The sequence below is a fragment of the Enterococcus sp. HMSC076E04 genome, assembly GCF_001814285.1.
Lineage (GTDB): Bacteria > Bacillota > Bacilli > Lactobacillales > Enterococcaceae > Enterococcus_B > Enterococcus_B lactis.
Map to the genome: position 1 here is coordinate 1 of NZ_KV815619.1, position 19,723 is coordinate 19,723.

The 19,723-nt window shown below is 41.5% G+C and carries 10 protein-coding genes; 5 read left to right on the forward strand and 5 right to left on the reverse strand.

Features of this window, described 5'->3' with window-relative positions; translation table 11 throughout:
- Nucleotides 1-32: 32 nt before the first annotated feature.
- Both rpoC and rpoB read right to left on the reverse strand, forming a co-directional pair.
- Nucleotides 33-3,686 carry a DNA-directed RNA polymerase subunit beta' gene (gene rpoC, locus HMPREF2961_RS10250; protein WP_002295965.1) on the reverse strand — a complete coding sequence of 1,218 codons (3,654 nt, stop codon included), beginning with the start codon at nucleotides 3,684-3,686 and terminating at the stop codon, nucleotides 33-35.
- Between the two features lie 78 nt (nucleotides 3,687-3,764).
- Nucleotides 3,765-7,382 (reverse strand): DNA-directed RNA polymerase subunit beta, encoded by a 3,618-nt coding sequence (gene rpoB, locus HMPREF2961_RS10255; protein WP_002310550.1) that lies wholly within the window; start codon nucleotides 7,380-7,382, stop codon nucleotides 3,765-3,767.
- Nucleotides 7,383-8,107: 725 nt separating this feature from the next.
- Here rpoB and HMPREF2961_RS10260 point away from each other — a divergent pair.
- The 4 genes from HMPREF2961_RS10260 to HMPREF2961_RS10275 all read left to right on the forward strand — a co-directional run bounded on the left by HMPREF2961_RS10260 (nucleotide 8,108) and on the right by HMPREF2961_RS10275 (nucleotide 11,926).
- Nucleotides 8,108-9,076, forward strand: a complete 969-nt coding sequence (locus HMPREF2961_RS10260) for an ABC transporter substrate-binding protein (RefSeq protein ID WP_025477340.1) — start codon at nucleotides 8,108-8,110, stop codon at nucleotides 9,074-9,076.
- 17 nt (nucleotides 9,077-9,093) lie between these two features.
- A complete protein-coding gene (locus HMPREF2961_RS10265) occupies nucleotides 9,094-9,999 on the forward strand; it encodes an ABC transporter permease (protein ID WP_002315820.1) in 906 nt (301 codons plus the stop codon).
- On the forward strand, nucleotides 9,996-10,802 hold the full coding sequence (locus tag HMPREF2961_RS10270) for an ABC transporter ATP-binding protein (RefSeq protein WP_002315819.1): 807 nt from the start codon (nucleotides 9,996-9,998) through the stop codon (nucleotides 10,800-10,802). Before HMPREF2961_RS10265 ends, HMPREF2961_RS10270 begins: the two co-directional genes overlap by 4 nt.
- A 155-nt stretch (nucleotides 10,803-10,957) precedes the next feature.
- On the forward strand, nucleotides 10,958-11,926 hold the full coding sequence (locus tag HMPREF2961_RS10275) for a biotin--[acetyl-CoA-carboxylase] ligase (protein ID WP_070704735.1): 969 nt from the start codon (nucleotides 10,958-10,960) through the stop codon (nucleotides 11,924-11,926).
- A gap of 456 nt (nucleotides 11,927-12,382) precedes the next feature.
- Here the strand turns inward: HMPREF2961_RS10275 and HMPREF2961_RS10280 are convergent, their stop codons facing one another.
- Together HMPREF2961_RS10280 and HMPREF2961_RS10285 are read right to left on the reverse strand one after the other, a co-directional pair.
- Nucleotides 12,383-12,571, reverse strand: coding sequence for a hypothetical protein (locus HMPREF2961_RS10280; protein ID WP_002315817.1), 189 nt, complete (start codon nucleotides 12,569-12,571; stop codon nucleotides 12,383-12,385).
- Nucleotides 12,572-12,787: 216 nt separating this feature from the next.
- A complete protein-coding gene (locus tag HMPREF2961_RS10285; RefSeq protein WP_002310557.1) occupies nucleotides 12,788-13,033 on the reverse strand; it encodes a hypothetical protein in 246 nt (81 codons plus the stop codon).
- A gap of 374 nt (nucleotides 13,034-13,407) precedes the next feature.
- Between HMPREF2961_RS10285 and HMPREF2961_RS10295 the strand changes: the two genes are divergently transcribed.
- On the forward strand, nucleotides 13,408-14,184 hold the full coding sequence (locus HMPREF2961_RS10295; protein ID WP_002315815.1) for a hypothetical protein: 777 nt from the start codon (nucleotides 13,408-13,410) through the stop codon (nucleotides 14,182-14,184).
- 87 nt (nucleotides 14,185-14,271) lie between these two features.
- On the opposite strand, the gene HMPREF2961_RS10300 is transcribed toward HMPREF2961_RS10295, so the two are convergent.
- Complete coding sequence (locus HMPREF2961_RS10300) at nucleotides 14,272-19,695, reverse strand: putative mucin/carbohydrate-binding domain-containing protein (protein ID WP_025477338.1); 5,424 nt, start codon at nucleotides 19,693-19,695, stop codon at nucleotides 14,272-14,274.
- Between the last annotated feature and the right edge of the window lie 28 nt (nucleotides 19,696-19,723).

Here is a 19,723-nt window from a genome sequence, read left to right on the forward strand (position 1 = left end):
TTTCTTGAAGCTGACCACTTCTGTCACAACCTCTATTTTGTTTGATTGTTCATTGCGTCTTCTGCAGCCATTTGCGCTTCAATATCTGAAATACTGTAGACATTTTCACTTGCTACACCGACTTCTTTTGGTTCCATGTCACGGTAACGTTGCATACCAGTACCAGCTGGGATGATCTTACCGATAATAACATTTTCTTTCAAACCAAGAAGAGGATCTTTCTTACCGCGGATCGCAGCATCCGTCAAGACACGAGTTGTTTCTTGGAATGATGCAGCAGATAAGAAACTATTTGTTTCTAATGATGCTTTTGTGATACCTAGCAAGACTGGTCGAGAAGTTGCAGGAACGCCTCCTGAGACTAGCGTATTGTAGTTTTGATCTTTAAAGTCTGCGATGTCTAATAATGTACCTGGTAAGATATCTGTATCACCTGGATCCATTACACGAACTTTACGCAGCATTTGACGAACCATTACTTCGATATGCTTGTCGCCGATTTCTACCCCTTGCATACGGTAAACACGTTGTACTTCACGAAGCAAGTAGTTTTCAACAGATAATACATCGCGGACTTGCAACAATTGTTTTGGATCGATTGATCCTTCTGTCAATGGTGCACCACGGTGGATCATATCGCCTTCTGCTACTTTCATACGTGCTGTATAAGGAACAGTATACGTACGTGTATCTGTTTTTCCTTTGATTGTTACTTCTTTGGTACGTGTTGCAGGATCTTCTGAGATATCGATGACATCCCCTGTTACTTCTGTGATCACTGCTTGCCCTTTCGGATTACGTGCTTCAAAGATTTCTTGGACACGAGGAAGACCTTGAGTGATATCGTCTCCGGCAACCCCACCCGTATGGAACGTACGCATCGTCAACTGAGTACCAGGTTCACCGATTGATTGAGCGGCGATCGTACCAACTGCTTCTCCGACTTCAACGTCAGAGCCAGTTGCAAGGTTGCGTCCGTAACAATGTTTGCAGACACCATGTTTTGTATTACATGTGAAGACAGAACGGATCGTCACTGTTTCGACACCTGCATCAACGATTTGTTTTGCGATGTCTTCGGAAATCAATTGGTTTCCTGCGATGATCAATTCATTTGTTTCAGGATGACGTACTTCTTTACGAGTGTAACGTCCCACTAAACGATCTTCTAATGATTCGATGATTTCATTTCCTTCACGGATTGCTTGGATCTCAAGACCTCGGTCAGTCCCGCAATCTTCTTCACGGATGATTACATCTTGAGCCACGTCAACCAGACGACGAGTCAAGTAACCTGAATCGGCAGTCTTCAAGGCTGTATCGGTCATCCCTTTACGAGCCCCGTGAGTTGAGATAAACATTTCCAAAACGGATAGTCCTTCACGGAAGTTCGAAATGATTGGCAATTCCATGATTCGACCATTAGGAGCGGCCATCAAACCACGCATTCCGGCAAGCTGTGTAAAGTTGGAAATGTTCCCACGAGCTCCAGAATCAGACATCATGAAGATTGGGTTTTTCGCTTCCAAACCTTCCATCAGTTTTTGTTGGATGCTGTCTTTTGCAGCGTTCCAAACAGCAATGACACGTTCATAACGCTCGTCATCTGTAATCAGACCACGACGGAATTGTTTTGTAATAGTTTCAACTTGTTTATGGGCATTTTCAATGATTTCTTGTTTTTCATTCAGTACACTGATGTCAGCGATCCCTACTGTGATACCGGCATGTGTTGAATGTTTGTACCCTAAGTCTTTCATACGGTCAAGCATCTTAGAAGTTTCTGTTACTTTGAATCGTTTGAAGACTTCTGCGATGATGTTCCCTAAGTTTTTCTTCTTGAACGGTAATACTAATTCTTGCTCTTTGATATGTGCAGGAATATCCGTACCAGCTTCAACAAAGTATTTGTCCGGTGTTTGGACGGTCAAGTTGAAGTCTGTTGGTTCATTCAGATAAGGGAATTCAGGAGGCATGATCTCGTTGAAAATGATCTTACCAACTGTTGTGATCATCGTACGTTCTTTTTGCCATTCAGTAAATGGTTTTTCACCTAATGAGTTAGGGTTCACACCGATACGTGAATGTAAATGAACGTATCCGTTGCGCCATGCGATAACAGCTTCGTTTTGATCTCTGAAGACCATTCCTTCGCCTTCGCGTCCTTCTTCTTCCATTGTCAAGTAGTAGTTACCTAGAACCATATCTTGAGAAGGAGTAACAACTGGTTTACCATCTTTAGGGTTCAAGATGTTTTGAGCAGCTAACATCAACATACGTGCTTCTGCTTGTGCTTCTTCATTCAATGGCACGTGGACAGCCATTTGGTCTCCATCGAAATCGGCATTATAAGCTTCACATACAAGTGGATGCAAACGGATTGCGCGTCCTTGTACTAAAACTGGTTCGAATGCTTGGATACCAAGTCGGTGAAGCGTAGGTGCCCGGTTCAGCAATACTGGGTGTTCCTTGATTACGTCTTCTAAGACATCCCATACTTCGTCTTCTTGACGTTCGATTTTACGTTTCGCATTTTTGATGTTTGAAGCTAGTTCACGTTGAACAAGCTCACGCATCACGAATGGTTTGAATAATTCGATGGCCATTTCTTTTGGAAGTCCACATTGGTACATTTTCAAGAAAGGTCCAACAACGATAACGGAACGACCGGAGTAGTCCACACGTTTACCTAGCAAGTTTTGACGGAAACGACCTTGTTTCCCTTTCAACATATGAGAAAGAGATTTCAATGGGCGGTTACCTGGTCCAGTTACTGGACGTCCGCGACGACCGTTATCGATCAATGCATCTACTGCTTCTTGCAACATGCGTTTTTCGTTTTGAACGATGATTCCAGGTGCGTTCAAGTCTAATAAACGTTTCAAACGGTTATTACGGTTGATGACACGACGGTAAAGATCATTCAAGTCACTTGTTGCAAAACGTCCACCTTCTAATTGAACCATTGGGCGCAAATCTGGTGGAATAACAGGGATAACATCCATAACCATCCAGCTTGGTTGATTTCCTGAAGCGCGGAATGCTTCTAAAATATCCAAACGGCGGATTGCACGTGTACGTTTTTGTCCTTGTGCAGATTTCAATTCTTCTTTCAATTCGGCTGCTTCTGCATCTAGATCAACATTATCAAGTAATTGTTTGATCGCTTCTGCACCCATAGCAGCTTGGAATTCTTGTCCATATTGTTCACGTTTTTCGCGATATTCGCGTTCTGTCAACAATTGTTTTTTCTCTAAATTCGTGTTTCCTGGTTCGATAACCACATATGAAGCAAAATAAATGATTTCTTCCAAAGCGCGTGGGCTCATGTCTAATACAAGTCCCATACGTGAAGGAATCCCTTTAAAGTACCAGATATGTGAAACAGGAGCTGCTAATTCAATATGTCCCATGCGTTCACGGCGAACTTTCGAACGAGTCACTTCCACTCCGCATCGATCACAAACGATTCCTTTATAACGGATACGTTTGTATTTTCCGCAGGCACATTCCCAGTCTTTTGTAGGACCAAAAATCCGCTCACAGAACAACCCTTCGCGTTCAGGTTTTAAGGTACGATAGTTAATCGTCTCAGGTTTTTTTACTTCACCGTAAGACCAGCTTCTGATTTTTTCGGGAGAAGCCAAACCTATTTGCATACTTTCGAATTTATTTACATCGATCAAAAGGGGTTCCCTCCATTTCATTTAATGGCAAACCGCAAGACGGCTGATCTTCGACCGCCTTGCAGCTCATAGACCGGATTAGTCTAAATTATCTTCTGCGGTTTCAAAGTTTTGGATGACATCGTCTCTTTCATCTTCCACTTGTTCAGCAGCTTTCTTTTCTAATTCTTTGGCAGTTTGCTGTTCGGCAAATTTTGTCAAAGCATCAACAGTGATCAAATCGTCGTCTTCATCGTCCATGTCGCGAAGTTCGATCTCTGTCTCTTCGATATCCAAGACACGCATGTCCAGACCTAGTGATTGCAATTCTTTCACCAATACGCGGAAGGATTCCGGTACACCTGGTTTTGGAATTGGTTCACCTTTGACGATTGCTTCGTATGTTTTCACACGTCCGACTACGTCATCTGATTTGTATGTCAAGATTTCTTGTAAAGTATAAGCCGCACCGTAAGCTTCCAGTGCCCATACTTCCATTTCACCAAAACGTTGTCCACCAAATTGAGCTTTACCTCCCAATGGTTGTTGTGTAACCAATGAGTAAGGTCCGATTGAACGGGCATGCAATTTGTCATCGACCATGTGAGCAAGTTTGATCATGTACATCACACCGACAGACACACGTCCGTCAAATGGTTCACCTGTACGTCCGTCGTACAGAACAGTTTTCGCATCGCTGGCCATACCGGCTTCACGAACTGTTTCCCATACGTCTTCATCACTTGCACCATCGAATACTGGCGTTGCTACGTGGATACCTAACTGACGTGCAGCCATACCCAAGTGTAATTCCAATACTTGTCCAATGTTCATACGTGAAGGCACCCCTAAAGGATTCAGCATGATATCGATTGGTGTTCCGTCAGGTAGGAATGGCATATCTTCTTCCGGCATAATACGGGATACAACCCCTTTATTTCCGTGACGACCGGCCATTTTATCCCCTTCATGGATTTTACGTTTTTGAACGATATAAACACGAACTAACATGTTTACGCCTGGTGACAATTCATCTCCAGCTTCACGAGTAAAGATTTTCACATCGTGAACGATCCCGCCGCCGCCATGCGGTACACGTAATGATGTATCGCGGACTTCACGAGCTTTTTCGCCAAAGATCGCATGCAATAGACGTTCTTCTGCAGATAATTCTGTTACCCCTTTTGGCGTGACTTTCCCTACAAGCAAATCGCCATCTTGGACTTCTGCACCGATACGGATAATACCCATTTCGTCTAAATCTTTCAATGCGTCTTCCCCGACATTAGGGATTTCGCGTGTGATTTCTTCAGGTCCTAATTTTGTATCGCGGGCTTCTGATTCATATTCTTCAATATGAATAGAAGTGTATACGTCATCTTTTACCAAACGACGGCTCATGATGATCGCATCTTCATAGTTGTACCCTTCCCAAGTCATGAAACCAACTAAAACGTTTTGACCTAGAGCCATTTCGCCTTGTTCCATAGATGGTCCGTCTGCCAGAGTATCCCCTTTTTCGACTTTCTCACCCAAATGAACGATTGGACGTTGGTTGTAGCTTGTTCCGGAGTTTGAACGACGGAATTTTGTCACATCGTATTTATCTAATGCACCGTTGTCGCGGCGTACACGGATTTCAGAAGCATCAACGTATTCAACGACACCGTCATGTTTACATAACAAAGCAGCTCCTGAGTCATGCGCTGATTTGTATTCCATACCAGTACCAACCCATGGTGCTTGAGGATTGATCAACGGCACTGCTTGACGCTGCATGTTGGCACCCATCAAGGCACGGTTGGAGTCATCGTTTTCCAAGAAAGGAATACATGCTGTCGCAACGGCAACTACTTGTTTAGGTGATACGTCCATGTAGTCTACTTTATCAATAGATACTTCTAAGTTTTCACTTTGCGCACGCGCCATAACAACGTCTTGAGCAAATGTTCCATCTTCATTCAATGGGCTGTTTGCTTGGGCTACGATGTAATGGTCTTCGATATCTGCTGTCAAGTAGTCGATTTGGTCAGTAACCCGACCTGTTTCGCGGTCTACACGACGATAAGGTGTTTCGATAAATCCGAATTTATTTACTTTCGCATAACTGGACAAACTATTGATCAACCCGATGTTTGGGCCTTCAGGAGTTTCGATCGGACACATACGGCCATAGTGGGAGTAGTGAACGTCACGAACTTCATAACCGGCACGGTCACGAGTCAATCCGCCAGGTCCTAAGGCTGAAAGACGACGTTTGTGTGTCAATTCGCCAAGAGGATTTGTTTGATCCATGAACTGTGACAACTGAGAAGAACCAAAGAATTCTTTGATACTTGCCACAACTGGACGGATATTGATCAATTGTTGAGGTGTCAATGTTTCAGTATCTTGGATCGACATTCTTTCACGAACCACACGTTCCATACGTGCTAGCCCGATACGGAATTGGTTTTGTAAAAGTTCACCGACTGAACGGATACGACGATTTCCTAAGTGGTCAATATCATCGACATTGCCGATACCTTCCATCAAGTTCAAGAAATAGCTCATTGAAGCAATGATGTCGGCTGGACGAACCGTTTTTACAGCTGCTTCTGGATAGCCGTTTCCGATCACGTTCACTTCACGTTCAGGATCTCTTGGTGAAAATACTTTGATGACTTGGACAGTCATTGGATCTGTGACCACACCATCTTCTGATGGATAGTAAGTCACTGAATTTAGACCGTTATCAATGAAAGGAGCTAATGTTTCCATGACTTGGTGAGTCAGAACTGTTCCTTTTTCAACGATGATCTCGCCTGTTTCTGGATCAACTAATGTTTCAGCTAATGTCAGATTCAATAGACGTGTTTTCAAATCTAATTTTTTGTTTACTTTGTAACGACCAACGTTTGCTAAGTCGTAACGTTTTGGATCGAAGAAACGAGCATTCAGCAAGTTACGTGAGCTGTCTGCTGTTTTTGGTTCGCCTGGACGCAAACGTTCGTAAACGTCTTTCAAACCTTCTTCTGTTCTTGAGTCGCTTGCGTTTTTATGCAAGTCTTTTTCGACTGTATTGCGTAATGTTTCGCTGTCGCCGAAGATTTCAAAGATCGTATCATCGGAACCAAATCCTAACGCACGAACTAATACGGTTAAAGGAATCTTACGTGTACGGTCGATACGTACATAAGAGATGTCTTTTGCATCAGTTTCCATCTCTAGCCAAGCGCCACGGTTAGGGATAACAGTAGAACCGAATCCTTCTTTTCCGTTTTTGTCAACTTTTCCATGGAAATAGACACCTGGTGAACGGACTAACTGAGAAACGATTACTCGCTCTGCCCCGTTGATGATGAATGTTCCTTGTTCTGTCATTAATGGGAAATCACCGAAGAATACTTCTTGTGCTTTGATTTCGCCAGTCTCGCGGTTTGTCAAACGCAATGTTACATGTAATGGTGCAGAGTAGTTTGCATCATGCGCACGAGCTTCTGCTACTGTATACTTTGGTTCTTTCAATTCATAATCTACAAATTCCAAAGATAGATTGCCATTGAAGTCATCGATTGGCAAAATGTCTTCAAACATTTCTCTAAGTCCCTCATCTAAGAACCATTGGTAAGAGTCTGTTTGAATTTCGATCAAATTTGGTAATTCCAACACTTCACTGATTCTTGCGAAACTTCTACGTTCGCGATGTTTTCCGTATTTTACTACGTGTCCAGCCAAGCTCTTCACCCCTCTAAAATGTCATTCAAAAAGACTACCCGATCAATTGTTACAATAATATTTCAAATATTATTTTTAGGTAACAACAGACATTTTTTGCGGCTTTTAGGCAAAAAAAAACCAAAAATAGAACATTCTCTTGAAACCTTACTTCGTGAGCTTCTACTTTTGTTTCCTTATATTAAAGCCGAAACGGACAATATTTCGTTTCTGCCTTTTCTTCATCAGATAGTTTTTGCAACTTCATATACTACACTTATTTTCTATAAAAGTCAACACTTCCTGGCGTTTCTTCTGCTTTTTCGCAATATTTTCTTAAAGTTTTCAATTTTATGTTTTCAATTATCTGACAATTCTTAATTGACAGACCATTTTTTCTCGGTTATACTTTAGAAAATTCATTTTGTGGAGGAACTTCTATGCGAACCAATATCAAGCAAATCGTACCAACACAACTGAATAACTTTTACTTTAGCTACTTTAGATAGGTTTGTATTCATCATGATGGATACAAACGTTAAACGACAGTTTGTATCTATGATGGCTAAAGAACTTTGTATTGCAGCAAAAAGCCACGTAGACAAAATGCTAAGTGGCTGAGCAATGAAAATACAAAGTAAAAGTATCAAGCATTCTACTTTTCAATTTATTTTCCGACTTTTCAATCCATTTGGACATTTTGTCTGAATGGATTTTTTGTTTCCCAAAATTAAGGAGGAAAAAAAATGAAAAAAAACATATTAATTGGATTAGGCGCTACTCTGCTACTAGCTTTAGGAGGTTGCGCACAAAAAGACAATTCCGCAGAGGCATCAGATGGACAAAAAACAATTGGCGTATTGCAACTTGTACAACATAACTCGTTAGACGCTGCCTATAAAGGATTCAAAGAAGGATTAGCAGAAGAAGGGTATAAAGAAGGCGATAATCTAACAATCGATTATCAAAATGCCCAAAACAATCAAGACAACCTGAAAAGCATGAGTGAGAAGCTCGTCAAAGAAGATCCTGATTTGCTACTTGGGATCGCCACTCCAGCAGCACAATCTTTATTAAATGAAACAACCACTATCCCGATGACTGTCACAGCGGTCACAGACTTGGAACAAGCCCATTTAGTCACATCCAATGAAAAACCTGGCGGAAATGTGACTGGCACGACAGATATGGTGCCAATCGAAAAACAAATCGGCTTACTGTTAACTATCGTGCCAGACGCCAAAACAATCGGCATCATGTATAACAACGGTGAAGCAAACTCTAAGATCCAAGCTGATTTGGCAGAAAAAGAATTGAAAAAAGCGGGCGTAAAAGTCAAAGTACTGACAGCAAATTCCACAAATGATGTCCAACAAGTGACGAAAAGTCTAGCTAAAGATGTAGACGGAATCTATATTCCCACTGATAACACGTTCGCAAGTGCGGCAAGTGTTGTCGGTGAAGTCGCAAAAGAAACAAAAACACCTGTCGTTGCTGGCGCAGTTGATCAAGTCAAAGACGGCGGTCTAGCAACAGTAGGGATCGACTACGAAAGCTTGGGCAAACAAACGGGGATCATGGCAGCAAAAATCTTAGACGGCAAGAAGCCAAGTGAACTTCCTGTCGAAACAGCGAATGATTTGGAACTGTATGTCAATAAAGACATGGCCAAAGCATTAGGCATCAATCCAGACAGCATCAAAGAAGCTGAATAAAACACAGGAGGATTCTCATGACAAATTTGCTCTCTCTTTTCTTATCATCTGCGTCGCAAGGGGTCTTATGGGCCCTGCTTGCGATTGGTGTGTATATCACTTTCCGTATCTTGGACATTGCCGACTTGACTGCTGAAGGAAGCTTTCCTTTAGGTGCAGGGATCGCGGCAGTAAGTATTACAAATGGCTATCACCCATTGACAGCTTGTCTTCTAGGCTTTTTAGGGGGTGCGGCAGCAGGGCTTGTTTCCGGACTGCTTCACACAAAATTAAAAATCCCCGCCCTTCTTGCAGGTATCATCACCATGACTGGTTTATACTCTGTCACCTCCCGTGTGATGGGTGCGCCGAACATCTCTTTATTGGGTCAGCCAACGATCTTTCATTGGGTCGAGTCATTCGGCATAACAAAAGACAACGCTGTACTGATCGTCGGTCTGCTTTTTGCTTTGATCGTTGTATGTTTACTTGTTTTGTTCTTACGTACAGAAACAGGTCTTGCCATTCGTGCAACTGGCGATAATCTGGCAATGAGCGAAGCGAACGGGATCAACACCGATAATATGAAGATCATCGGTTATATGATCTCTAATGGATGCATTGCTCTTTCTGGCTCCTTGCTTGCGCAAAACAACGGCTTTGCTGATTTGAATTCTGGTATTGGAACGATCGTGATTGGACTTGCTTCTATTATCATCGCAGAAGTTTTGTTACGTAACCAGCCACTATTTCTCCGTCTATTGACTGTCGTTTTAGGTGCGGTCATTTACCGCTTTATTTTAGCGTTAGTCTTCGAACTGAATGTTGAACCAAGTGATTCGAAACTTGCTTCTGCTTTCGTACTAGTGATCTGTCTTTCTTTCCCGCAGATTCAGCAAAAATTCCATTTATCTCAAAAAAGGAAAGGCGGTAGTGTCAAATGAATGACGTCTTAACATTGGAAAATCTCCATCATACCTTTGAAAAAGGAACGATCAACGAAAACCATGTCCTGAAAGGGATTAATCTTTCTTTGGAACCCGGCGACTTCGTGACGATCATCGGTGGAAATGGTGCTGGTAAATCTACTTTGCTGAACAGCATCGCCGGTACATTTTCTGTCGATCAGGGACAGATTTTATTGAATGGAAAAAATATCACGAAAAAATCCGTTGTCGAACGTTCGAAATCCATCAGTCGCGTATTCCAAGATCCTAAACTAGGGACAGCCGTTCGTTTAACGGTAGAAGAAAATCTTGCTCTTGCTATGAAACGAGGAAAAAAGCGCGGCTTCTTCCGTGGTGTCAAACCGCAAGACCGAACGTTTTTCAAAGAACAGCTGGCTCGGCTGAATTTGGGTTTGGAAAATCGTTTATCCTCAGAAATCGGTTTGCTGTCTGGGGGACAACGTCAAGCCATCACGCTGTTAATGGCTACATTGCAGCGTCCAGAACTGATCTTATTAGATGAGCACACTGCAGCGCTTGACCCGGCTACTTCCAAAACCGTCATGGACTTGACAGAAAAGCTGATCACCGAGCAGAATCTCACTGCTTTCATGGTCACACATGACATGGAAGACGCGATCCGCTATGGAAATCGACTGATCATGCTTCATCAAGGAAGGATCGTCGTCGATATCCAGCAAGAGGAAAAACAGCAGCTCACAGTACCTCAACTATTGGCGTTGTTCAAACAAAACAGCGGCACGACGTTGAAAGACGATCAGGTACTTTTATCTTCATAAACAGAAAGAGGCTGGGAAAAAAATGAACGCCCACCCTCTTCTTTTTTCTCTTTCCTTCTTTCGTTTTTGCTTTATGTATCACCCGTTGTTTCTTCGAAAACTATTTTGTTCTCTCCTTCTTCCTGATAGAATGGATGGGAAAGGAGCTTGGTGCCATGACAACAAAAGACAAAGTACTTCATTTATTGAAAAAGACGCCAGATTTTCTTTCCGGAGAAAAGTTAGCACAGCAACTGGAAGTTTCCCGGACAAGTATTTGGAAAGCCATCAAAGAATTGGAAAAGGCAGGCTATCGTTTTGAGCACGGGCCTACAGGGTATCGTTACTTGCCCTCTGACGTACTAGATGCAAAAGAAATCCAGCAAAAGCTACGGTCTTTTATTCCCGATTTGAAGGTACAAACGATGTTGACTTCTGAATCTACGATGAAAGATGCCAAACTGGCAGCAGCTCACGGAGATTCTGTTTCGAAATTATTTGTTGCTGATACACAAGAACAAGCTCGTGGACGTTTTGGACGACCTTTTTTTGCCGAACCTGGACGAGGAATCTACATGAGTCTCTTGCTCCATCCAGACAAACGGTTTGATGAACTGCCTCAATATACGATCATCGCAGCCAGTGCCTGTGTGAAAGCCATTGAATCTGTTACCGGTCGTTCTGCTTCGATCAAATGGGTCAATGACATCTACATGGATGGAAAAAAAGTCTGTGGGATTTTATCTGAAGCAGTCAGTGATATGGAAAGCGGCAGAATCAGTCATATCATCATCGGGATCGGGCTGAATTTTTCTGTTCCTCAAAATCATTTTCCAACTGATCTCCAAGAAAAAGCCACCTCTGTCTTTCCTGATGGACAAGCGAGTATCACAAGGAATCAGCTAATCAGCAAAATCTGGCAGGAATTGTTCACCTATCTTTCTCAACCGAAAAAAGCATTGGACTTTTATAAAGAAAAATCATTCGTATTGGGAAAAACCGTGTCGTTCAATCAAAAAGGAACGACTTATGTCGGACTTGCAAAAGAAATCGGTGATCACGGCGAACTGATCGTCCAAACAAATGGACAGGAAATGAGTTTGTCTTCTGGCGAAATCAGTCTCACATCTATCCGTACGCAATAATAGCAGATTTCACAAAAGGACACCTGATCTCATACAGTGTCCTTTTTTCTGAGTTCTCTTCAAACGACTCTCCTTATTCTCTTGACTTACCTTTTTCTATCCTCTAGAAAAAGGTGTTCTAAACGTATCAAGAAAGCATGGTACACTTTCTTTAAAGGAATCCATGCAAAAAACAGGAGAAACATGCGTTTGTACAGCAAAAAGAGATAGAGGACCGATTCCTTTTCTCGGTTTTCTATCTCTTTTCTATCAATGGTGGTAAAGCTGATTATTGTTTCTATTCAGTTTTTTTATGATACCCACACAGGACTATTTGCTAGTCCTGTGTGAAAATACTTATGCGATCATAAGTTATGTGCTTGTTTCCTAAAAAATATCTATCTCCTCATCGTTCTTTTTATTGAGGAACGATGTCGATAGAGCCGATATAGCCTACGCGATAATTTTCGATGACTATCAGTGGCAGGCATTGCCGATACCATCTTCTCCCCCAGGATTGAGATCGTTCACCTTTTCTTCTTGAAGCGTGCGACTGATATTGAGCACGTGATTTTCCGCTTGCAAGTCTTCATTGATGAACATATTTATCATACTCGTCAACACTAGCGTTGATAGTAATAGACTACCAATGATTTTCTTTTTCAATCCAATTACCCCCCCTTTATTATCTATGTAGCAACCAACTTACAACTAAAAAATCAACGCATCCCATCCCCCCTGTCTGACATTCTCGTGTTTCCATCTCCTATGATAAAGGACTATTTTGTTTTTTAATCTTTTTGTATGCGATTGCAACACTTTTAATAACATATTTGTTATTTTTTCCTGTTTGCTACATAGATAGAACAATAAATAGAGTGATCAAGAAAGTTCTTTTGCTTTTGGAAAGAACTTCAGCTGGTTCTCCGGTGCTTCGCACACCACTTGCATTTTGAATTTTTTCTCTGCGACAGAACGGATCAAAAATTTGTCTGCGCTCGTCAATTTTATCCCGCTTTCTTTTTCGATGTCTTCAAACGTAAATGCTTGTTTCTCTCCTTTTAACCGAAGAATCAGGGGCGAAACATCTGTACGTGTTAAATTAGTGATGAGTTTTTTCAAATGCATCCTCCTCGATTTGATTTTTGTGGACAGCTGTTTTTCGCTTAGATAGACAGTAAAAAATCGGCTGATTCCTCTGCCAACTTCACTTATGTTTTTACTATAACATGTTTTTTTTCATGCCTTGGGACCATAATTTCTAAAAATAAAAAAGAATGATACGAAGAAAAAAAGCCTTTGACAACGAGGATAAATGAGGATTGAAAAAAATCGGTACGAATCTTTTTTCATAAAGAAGCACCTTGTTTTATTTTTTATGGAAAATATCAGAAAACCGTACCAGATATTTTCCACCTTAGAAAAAGACGGAACAAAAACAAAAAGAAAGCATGATAAAGTGAATACAAAGATACAAATAAAAAAAGAAAAGAGGAATTGACATGCCAAAAGAAGATATTGCAAATTCACCAGATTATAGGCAAGAAACACTATTAGATAAAATGATCAATGAGATTAAAGACCCTACAACAAAAAATCTTGCAGCACAACTCCGAGATAATATAAATGTTATGGAAAGTACACCCAAACATGGAAAACATACACCTGAATACAAAATAGTTGAAGATAACAAGGTATATGCGAAGGCAGAATTAAAAGCATCAAAATTACGAGAAGAACTGAAAACACGAGCACCAGAAATATTAAAGACCTTTGATAATACTAGAAAAACAATGGCGAAACAAAAGGCACAACAGAAGCAAAAAGAACAATCATTTAAAAAACAAGAGGCAAAACAAGAGACCAGTTTAAATGATTTTAAGTCGCTGCTAGCTAAACAAACAAATAATTTAAAACAATGTAAAAAGGTAGATACATTCATGAATAGACTTTTTAACAAAAATAAGATCACAAATGCAATACAAAATTACGTAACTACTCAAGTAAAAATTGATAATGCACTCAGAGCTGATCAATCTTTAGGTTGGAATGCTAGGCAAGAGATGGCGAAACTAGAAAATCCACCTCAAAAATTACAAAAAGCAGTTGAGGACTACAAACAGAGCCTTTCTAAAAGCCTAACCTCTTATCAGGAAAAAAACACACAACAACCCACCCAAGAAAAAAAATTATATAACTTAACTCAAGACGCTAGTAACAGAGCTAAGAATTCAAATCTATCAAGTCCATCGCAGTCAAAGCCTAACCCTACACGATAATACTCAAAAAGCCCATCAACCGATTTCAATCGATTGATGGGCTTTTGTGTTCGTACATCATTTTCTTCAAATCAACAGCTTTCTACCTTACGAAGCAACCTCAAATCGATAGCGGATATCCAACCCAATATTGATTTCTTGCTGATAGTTTCCAAAGTATTGCCCTTCGATCATAAACTGGGTTTGTTCGTTCGGCGCCAGCTCAGCAACTATCTGATTTGGTGTACTTTCATAAAGATCGACAAGGATATTGCTCGTCTTGTAATTCATACGAAGTTTTGCTGCTGCCCTCTCTGCAGATGGATCTGCATCAGCTGTACGTAACAGCTCCAAGTTATTTGTATTGTTCGTGATGTTGATTTCTTCCACGCTGACTTTTAGATTTCTCATCCCAGCGTTCTCGATGTAGTAAAGCGGGGAAGAAACCATTCCTTTATTTGCGTCAGTCGTTCCAAAAAGCAATTTTTTAGGAATCTTGACATCGATCCATTCCGTCGAGTTCTCCACGATAAATGGTACCGTATAGTTATACGTAGCTGTGCCACCTGTCGCTAATGTTTCTTCTACTTCGATGATCCCGTTACTTGTTCCAGCTTTACTTGTGTCAGGATATTGGATGAACTTTGTCACATGGATCGTATCGAATCCGTCAGTTGACAGATAAGATTCGATATTTTGACTTAATTCCTCTTCTGTCAATCCACTTTCAATGGTTTGCGTTTCTACTTTTAATTGGTTGATACGTAGAAGATTGAACCCATTAGCTGTCATTTCGTAAAAAGCTTGCGGATAGCCGATTACTTCTTTTACTAACTGTTCATTTCTTGAGACAGCTGTTTTATTTCCAAGTAGGTTATTCCCTGCAGAATCGAAAACTTCAAAAGAAAGCACATCACCATAGGCTAATTCATTTTGTCTAAGAACATTGTTCCAATTGCTTCTCAGTGTTTGTGCGTCCATAGCCAAGTTATTGGTCAAAAGGGAGAATCTTGGTGAAGTAAGATCACCACGATAAAATACTGCTTGTGGTGCAGAGGCTACTGGACTGAAAGAATCAAGTCCGTCTCCTTGCGTAGCTGTCAGTTTTGGCAAATTATTCTCTTCGGTCAATGACAGAACAGCTACTGTCTTATCAGAGTTTGCTACCTGATCTTGCGCGATGATCGAGTTCCCCCACTTCACTTCATAAGGAACTGTCAGTTGTACGATACCTAGTCCATCAGTTGTACGGACTTCAATATCGATTTCACGCGTACCAATCAATGACGTATCAAGTTCTGAACGTAAGGTGACTTCATATTCACTTGCATCCACTGCTACACCATTTACCTGCACATCCTTAACGAATTCTTTTAGGTCACGTCCGTCAACGCTTTCACCTAAGTTAAATGTCTGAGGGACTGCTTCAGCTTCCAAGTGTTTGATCGGAACTAAGCCATTGTCCGTTACTCGGTAGTAAGAAAAAGGTGTACCGAAGGAGTAGTTTTCCGCGACTTCATTTACCATCAATCGACTTCGACTGTGGGACTCCCCATGAAAGACTTTGATGATATTCCCCGCAGAAACTTCTAGCGGATTGCCTTGATTGAATCCATTGATTGCATTTCGGATAATCGCATTCCCTGTGACTTCATACTGATATGTGCTTGTTTCTCCGTCGAACACTTCGATGGAATAATAGACGCTACTTCCATAATAAGAATGGACTTGCATACCTTGATTCGTTCTATTGTCACCAAATGTCGAATGCAGACGCAGTGTGCCATCTGCGCTTCTCGTCAAACTATAGGCGCCAACTGTACGATCACTAAGTCCTCTTAAAGAAATCGTACTTCCCCATTTCACTTCATATGGTATTTCTACTTCCAATGAAATATTAGCTACAGTAGATGTTATCTTTACTTTAGCATTACGAGTACCTACCAAGGAAGTATCAAAACCTATGAGTTGTTCGACTTCGTATTTATCAGAAGAAATTACGCAGTTGTTTAACCCAACGTATTCAAATAAATCGTGGGGGTTTAACTCCGTAATATCTTCACCAAGGACAAAGTCTTGCTTCAGTGATTTCGCTGCTAGAACAGGTGCTGGTTCCAGCCCTTCTTCTGTCACTCTATAGTAAGCATAATCTGTTTCGTAAGTGTGATTTTTTTCTATTTCGTTTACCATTAAGTTGTTTCGATCGATATCAGAATCTCTACAAAAAACTCTGATCGTGTTACCCACAGAAACCTCCAAAGGATTACCGTGATTGAATCCATTGATTGCCTCTCCAATGAGTTGGTCTCCTCTGACAGCATATTTATATATGCTGGTTTCTCCGTCGAACACTTCCAAATGATAAAAATCACTACTTCCATAATCAGGATGGACTTGACGATCTCGATACACGCTGTTGTCCCCAAATGTCGAATGAAGATGTAGTGTGCCATCTCCATTTTTCGTCAAACTGTATGCTCCAACAGTAATATTACTGTTTCCTCTTAAAGAAATCGTACTTCCCCACTTGACGGTAATCGGCACTTCGATGACTGAAATAGCTCCCCCTGAATCTTCCAGTTGAATGCTAGCGGTCATCTCTCCAACACGGTCGATGTTTGGTCGGTTTAGATAAGTGGCTTTCAGTTCTGATGGATCGTCTCTGTCATCTGATACGTTTTCTAGCAGATCCATTGGCGAATCTGGCAATGATTCTCCTAAATACAATTCTTGCGCAATTGGATCAGCTGTTGGAGGGGCGTTTTCAACTGTAAAGGTGATCTCATAGTCATAGGAGACTGTTTTTCCTGTAGATAAAGTCTCTGTTACTCGGATCGTTCCACTTGTCGTGCCGATGACAGAAGTATCTGGATACTGGACAAATCTATCCAAGTTGATGTTCTCTACACTTGATACATCTAAGAACTCGGCTAGTCGGCTGTCTAATTCACTCTCTGTCATCCCTTGTAAAATCATATGACTTGATGTAGTCAATTTATTGATATTCAACGCGCGGTAACCGTTTGCTGTGATCTCGTAGTAGACTTCTCCGCCGTTAGAGACAAATTGCTCGTTTTCTGTCACTGCATTTTTTGTTGGATCTGCTACCCAAGCACGGACGACATCACCATAGTTGACCGTTTGTGTCCTCCAGCGGTTTAAAACATCATTCTGTCGTTCTCCTCCTTCCGCTGTTACTGCTTGATTAGCAGAATCGTTCGTTAGATCTACATTGTTTTTTTGACTCACGTCATACCAAGAAAAATTATAGTAATCTCTCCCATAGTAACCCGAATTTATAATGAAGTTGCCTTCGTTAGGTCTTATTCCTCTACTTGCAGTAATTGATGGACGAGTCCCCCGATGATGTAAGGTGAAAGCAGCAACTGTCCTCATAGCTATTGGATCACTACCACCAAACGCAATACTGTCTCCCCATATAACACCTATATTGATAGATGTATCTTGAGAAAGAGTTGTCCCATTCACAGTGACTCGAATCGATTGTGCTCTTCCAACGCTCACGGTATCTGTAGCAATAGGTGCAGCAGTCATTTCTACTTCATATTTGTCGTCATCAAGTTGCTCTCCATCTACCTCGACATCTAAAAACTGACGTAGATCAACTGTATTCATATCTGTTCCTAGCAATACCTTACTATCAGGCTTAGCCGTTACTTCAAGTTTAGGAGTCACGACAAATGGTACTGTGTAGTCGTATGTCACTGTTTTTCCTGTCGATAAGGTTTCTTCGACTTGGATTGTTCCAGTCTTTTCTCCTAAAGTAGAAGTATCTGGATAATCCAGGAATCTCACTACTCGAAGGTTCTCCTTGCCAGAAGTGTCTAGAAATCGACTGACTTGACTATCTAAAGATGCTTGCGAAGCGCCACGTTCAATCGATTGTTCTGTCGGTGTCAATGTGTTGATGTCCAATTTACGGTAGCCGTTCGTAGTGATTTCATAGTAGACTTCTCCACCATTAAAGACAAATGGCGCATCTATTGTCATTGAATTTGTCACTGCGTTCTTTTCTGGGTCTGCCACCCATGAACGGACGACATCACCATAGTTGACATAGTTGATTTGTGTATTCCAGCTATTCAAGATATCTTGGTTTCTAGCATTTCCTCTTGCTGAGACTGCTCGATCCGCGGAATCATTTGTCAAATCAAGAATATTTTTTTGACTCAAGTTGTACCAAGAAAAATTATAGTAATTTTGACCTAAATAATTTTCATTTATCACAAAATTAGTTAAACCCGAATTGTTTCTTCCTGTAACTGCAGTAATCACTGGACTTGTTCCACGATGATGTAAGGTGAAAGCAGCCACTGTCCTCATAGCTATTGGATCACTTCCACCAAACACGATACTGTCTCCCCATACGACAGGCATTTGGAAATGTATTCTTTCACTCTCATGAACGGTTCCATCCATCGTATAACGGATTCTCACCCATGCACTTTTTGATCCTACTGTCCCTACCACGTCCAAGCTACCTAAGTTAGTCTCAATGATCTCGTAACTATCTGGGCCAGAAGAAGGCAACAGGCTCCCATTAACCCTTACTATCAGACTATCTTTGTGTTCCTGAGGAAGCACACCCAAAATAAAAGGATTGGCAGGATTGGCGGTGATCTCTACAGTAGGTTCTGGTTCCCTAGTATTGACCGTAAAGTTCCCAATCGACAGATAATTGATCGGCACATCTTCTATAGGCGTAGGATCTACCTCATTACCTGAAGCTACGGCAGTAGAACCTAATACAAGATTATGGATCCCAGCTGTTAACTGATAATCGGTACGGTTGCTAGCTCTTGTTCTAGTGATCGTCCCTGACATCGTCATCGTGAAATCATTATTGTTTATCGTGTGATTCGACGTAATACTAAGATCACCAGAAGCGCCCCCGACTTCGACAACTTCCGTGCGACCGATCTGATAAGTCGTTGAATATTTATCTGTATGATTTGGCGATCGACCATAGTACATCCTATCAACAAATCTAACACCGATATTACCATTACCAACAATATACGCGATCCAGTCAGTGCCATTCCCATATACGAGAGAATGAGTCGGAATCGTAAAGCTGTAGGAAATACTGTCACCTACATTGGGACCCAGTTCCGATAAGTTGCTGACTCCCGCATTGAATCCAGGCTGGGCTGCTGCCTGATAGGAACTTTCTCCATTCCTTCTCAAATCTCCGCGATATTGGGGAAGATTGGGAAGATCAATCTGCGGACCTGGCACAGCCGTTTCTGGTACGGGAACTGCTGGCTCTGTTTGCGGTTCGACGGTTGACGGTTCGGGTGTGGTTGGTTCCGTGGATGATTCTTCTGCTACAGGATCGACTACTGCAGGAGCTTCTTCCACTTGCGGTTCGGCTATTGGTTCTGTCGGTGTTTCTTCATTTGCTGTCTCGCTACTTTCAGGCGTCAAAGATGAGACTGCGTAGACAAGGGTAGTCGGGCTGATGCTGGAAAACAGTAAGGTAAAAACTGCTAGTATTTTGAATAGTTTCATTTTTCTCTCCTCTCTCTTTTGTATTTGC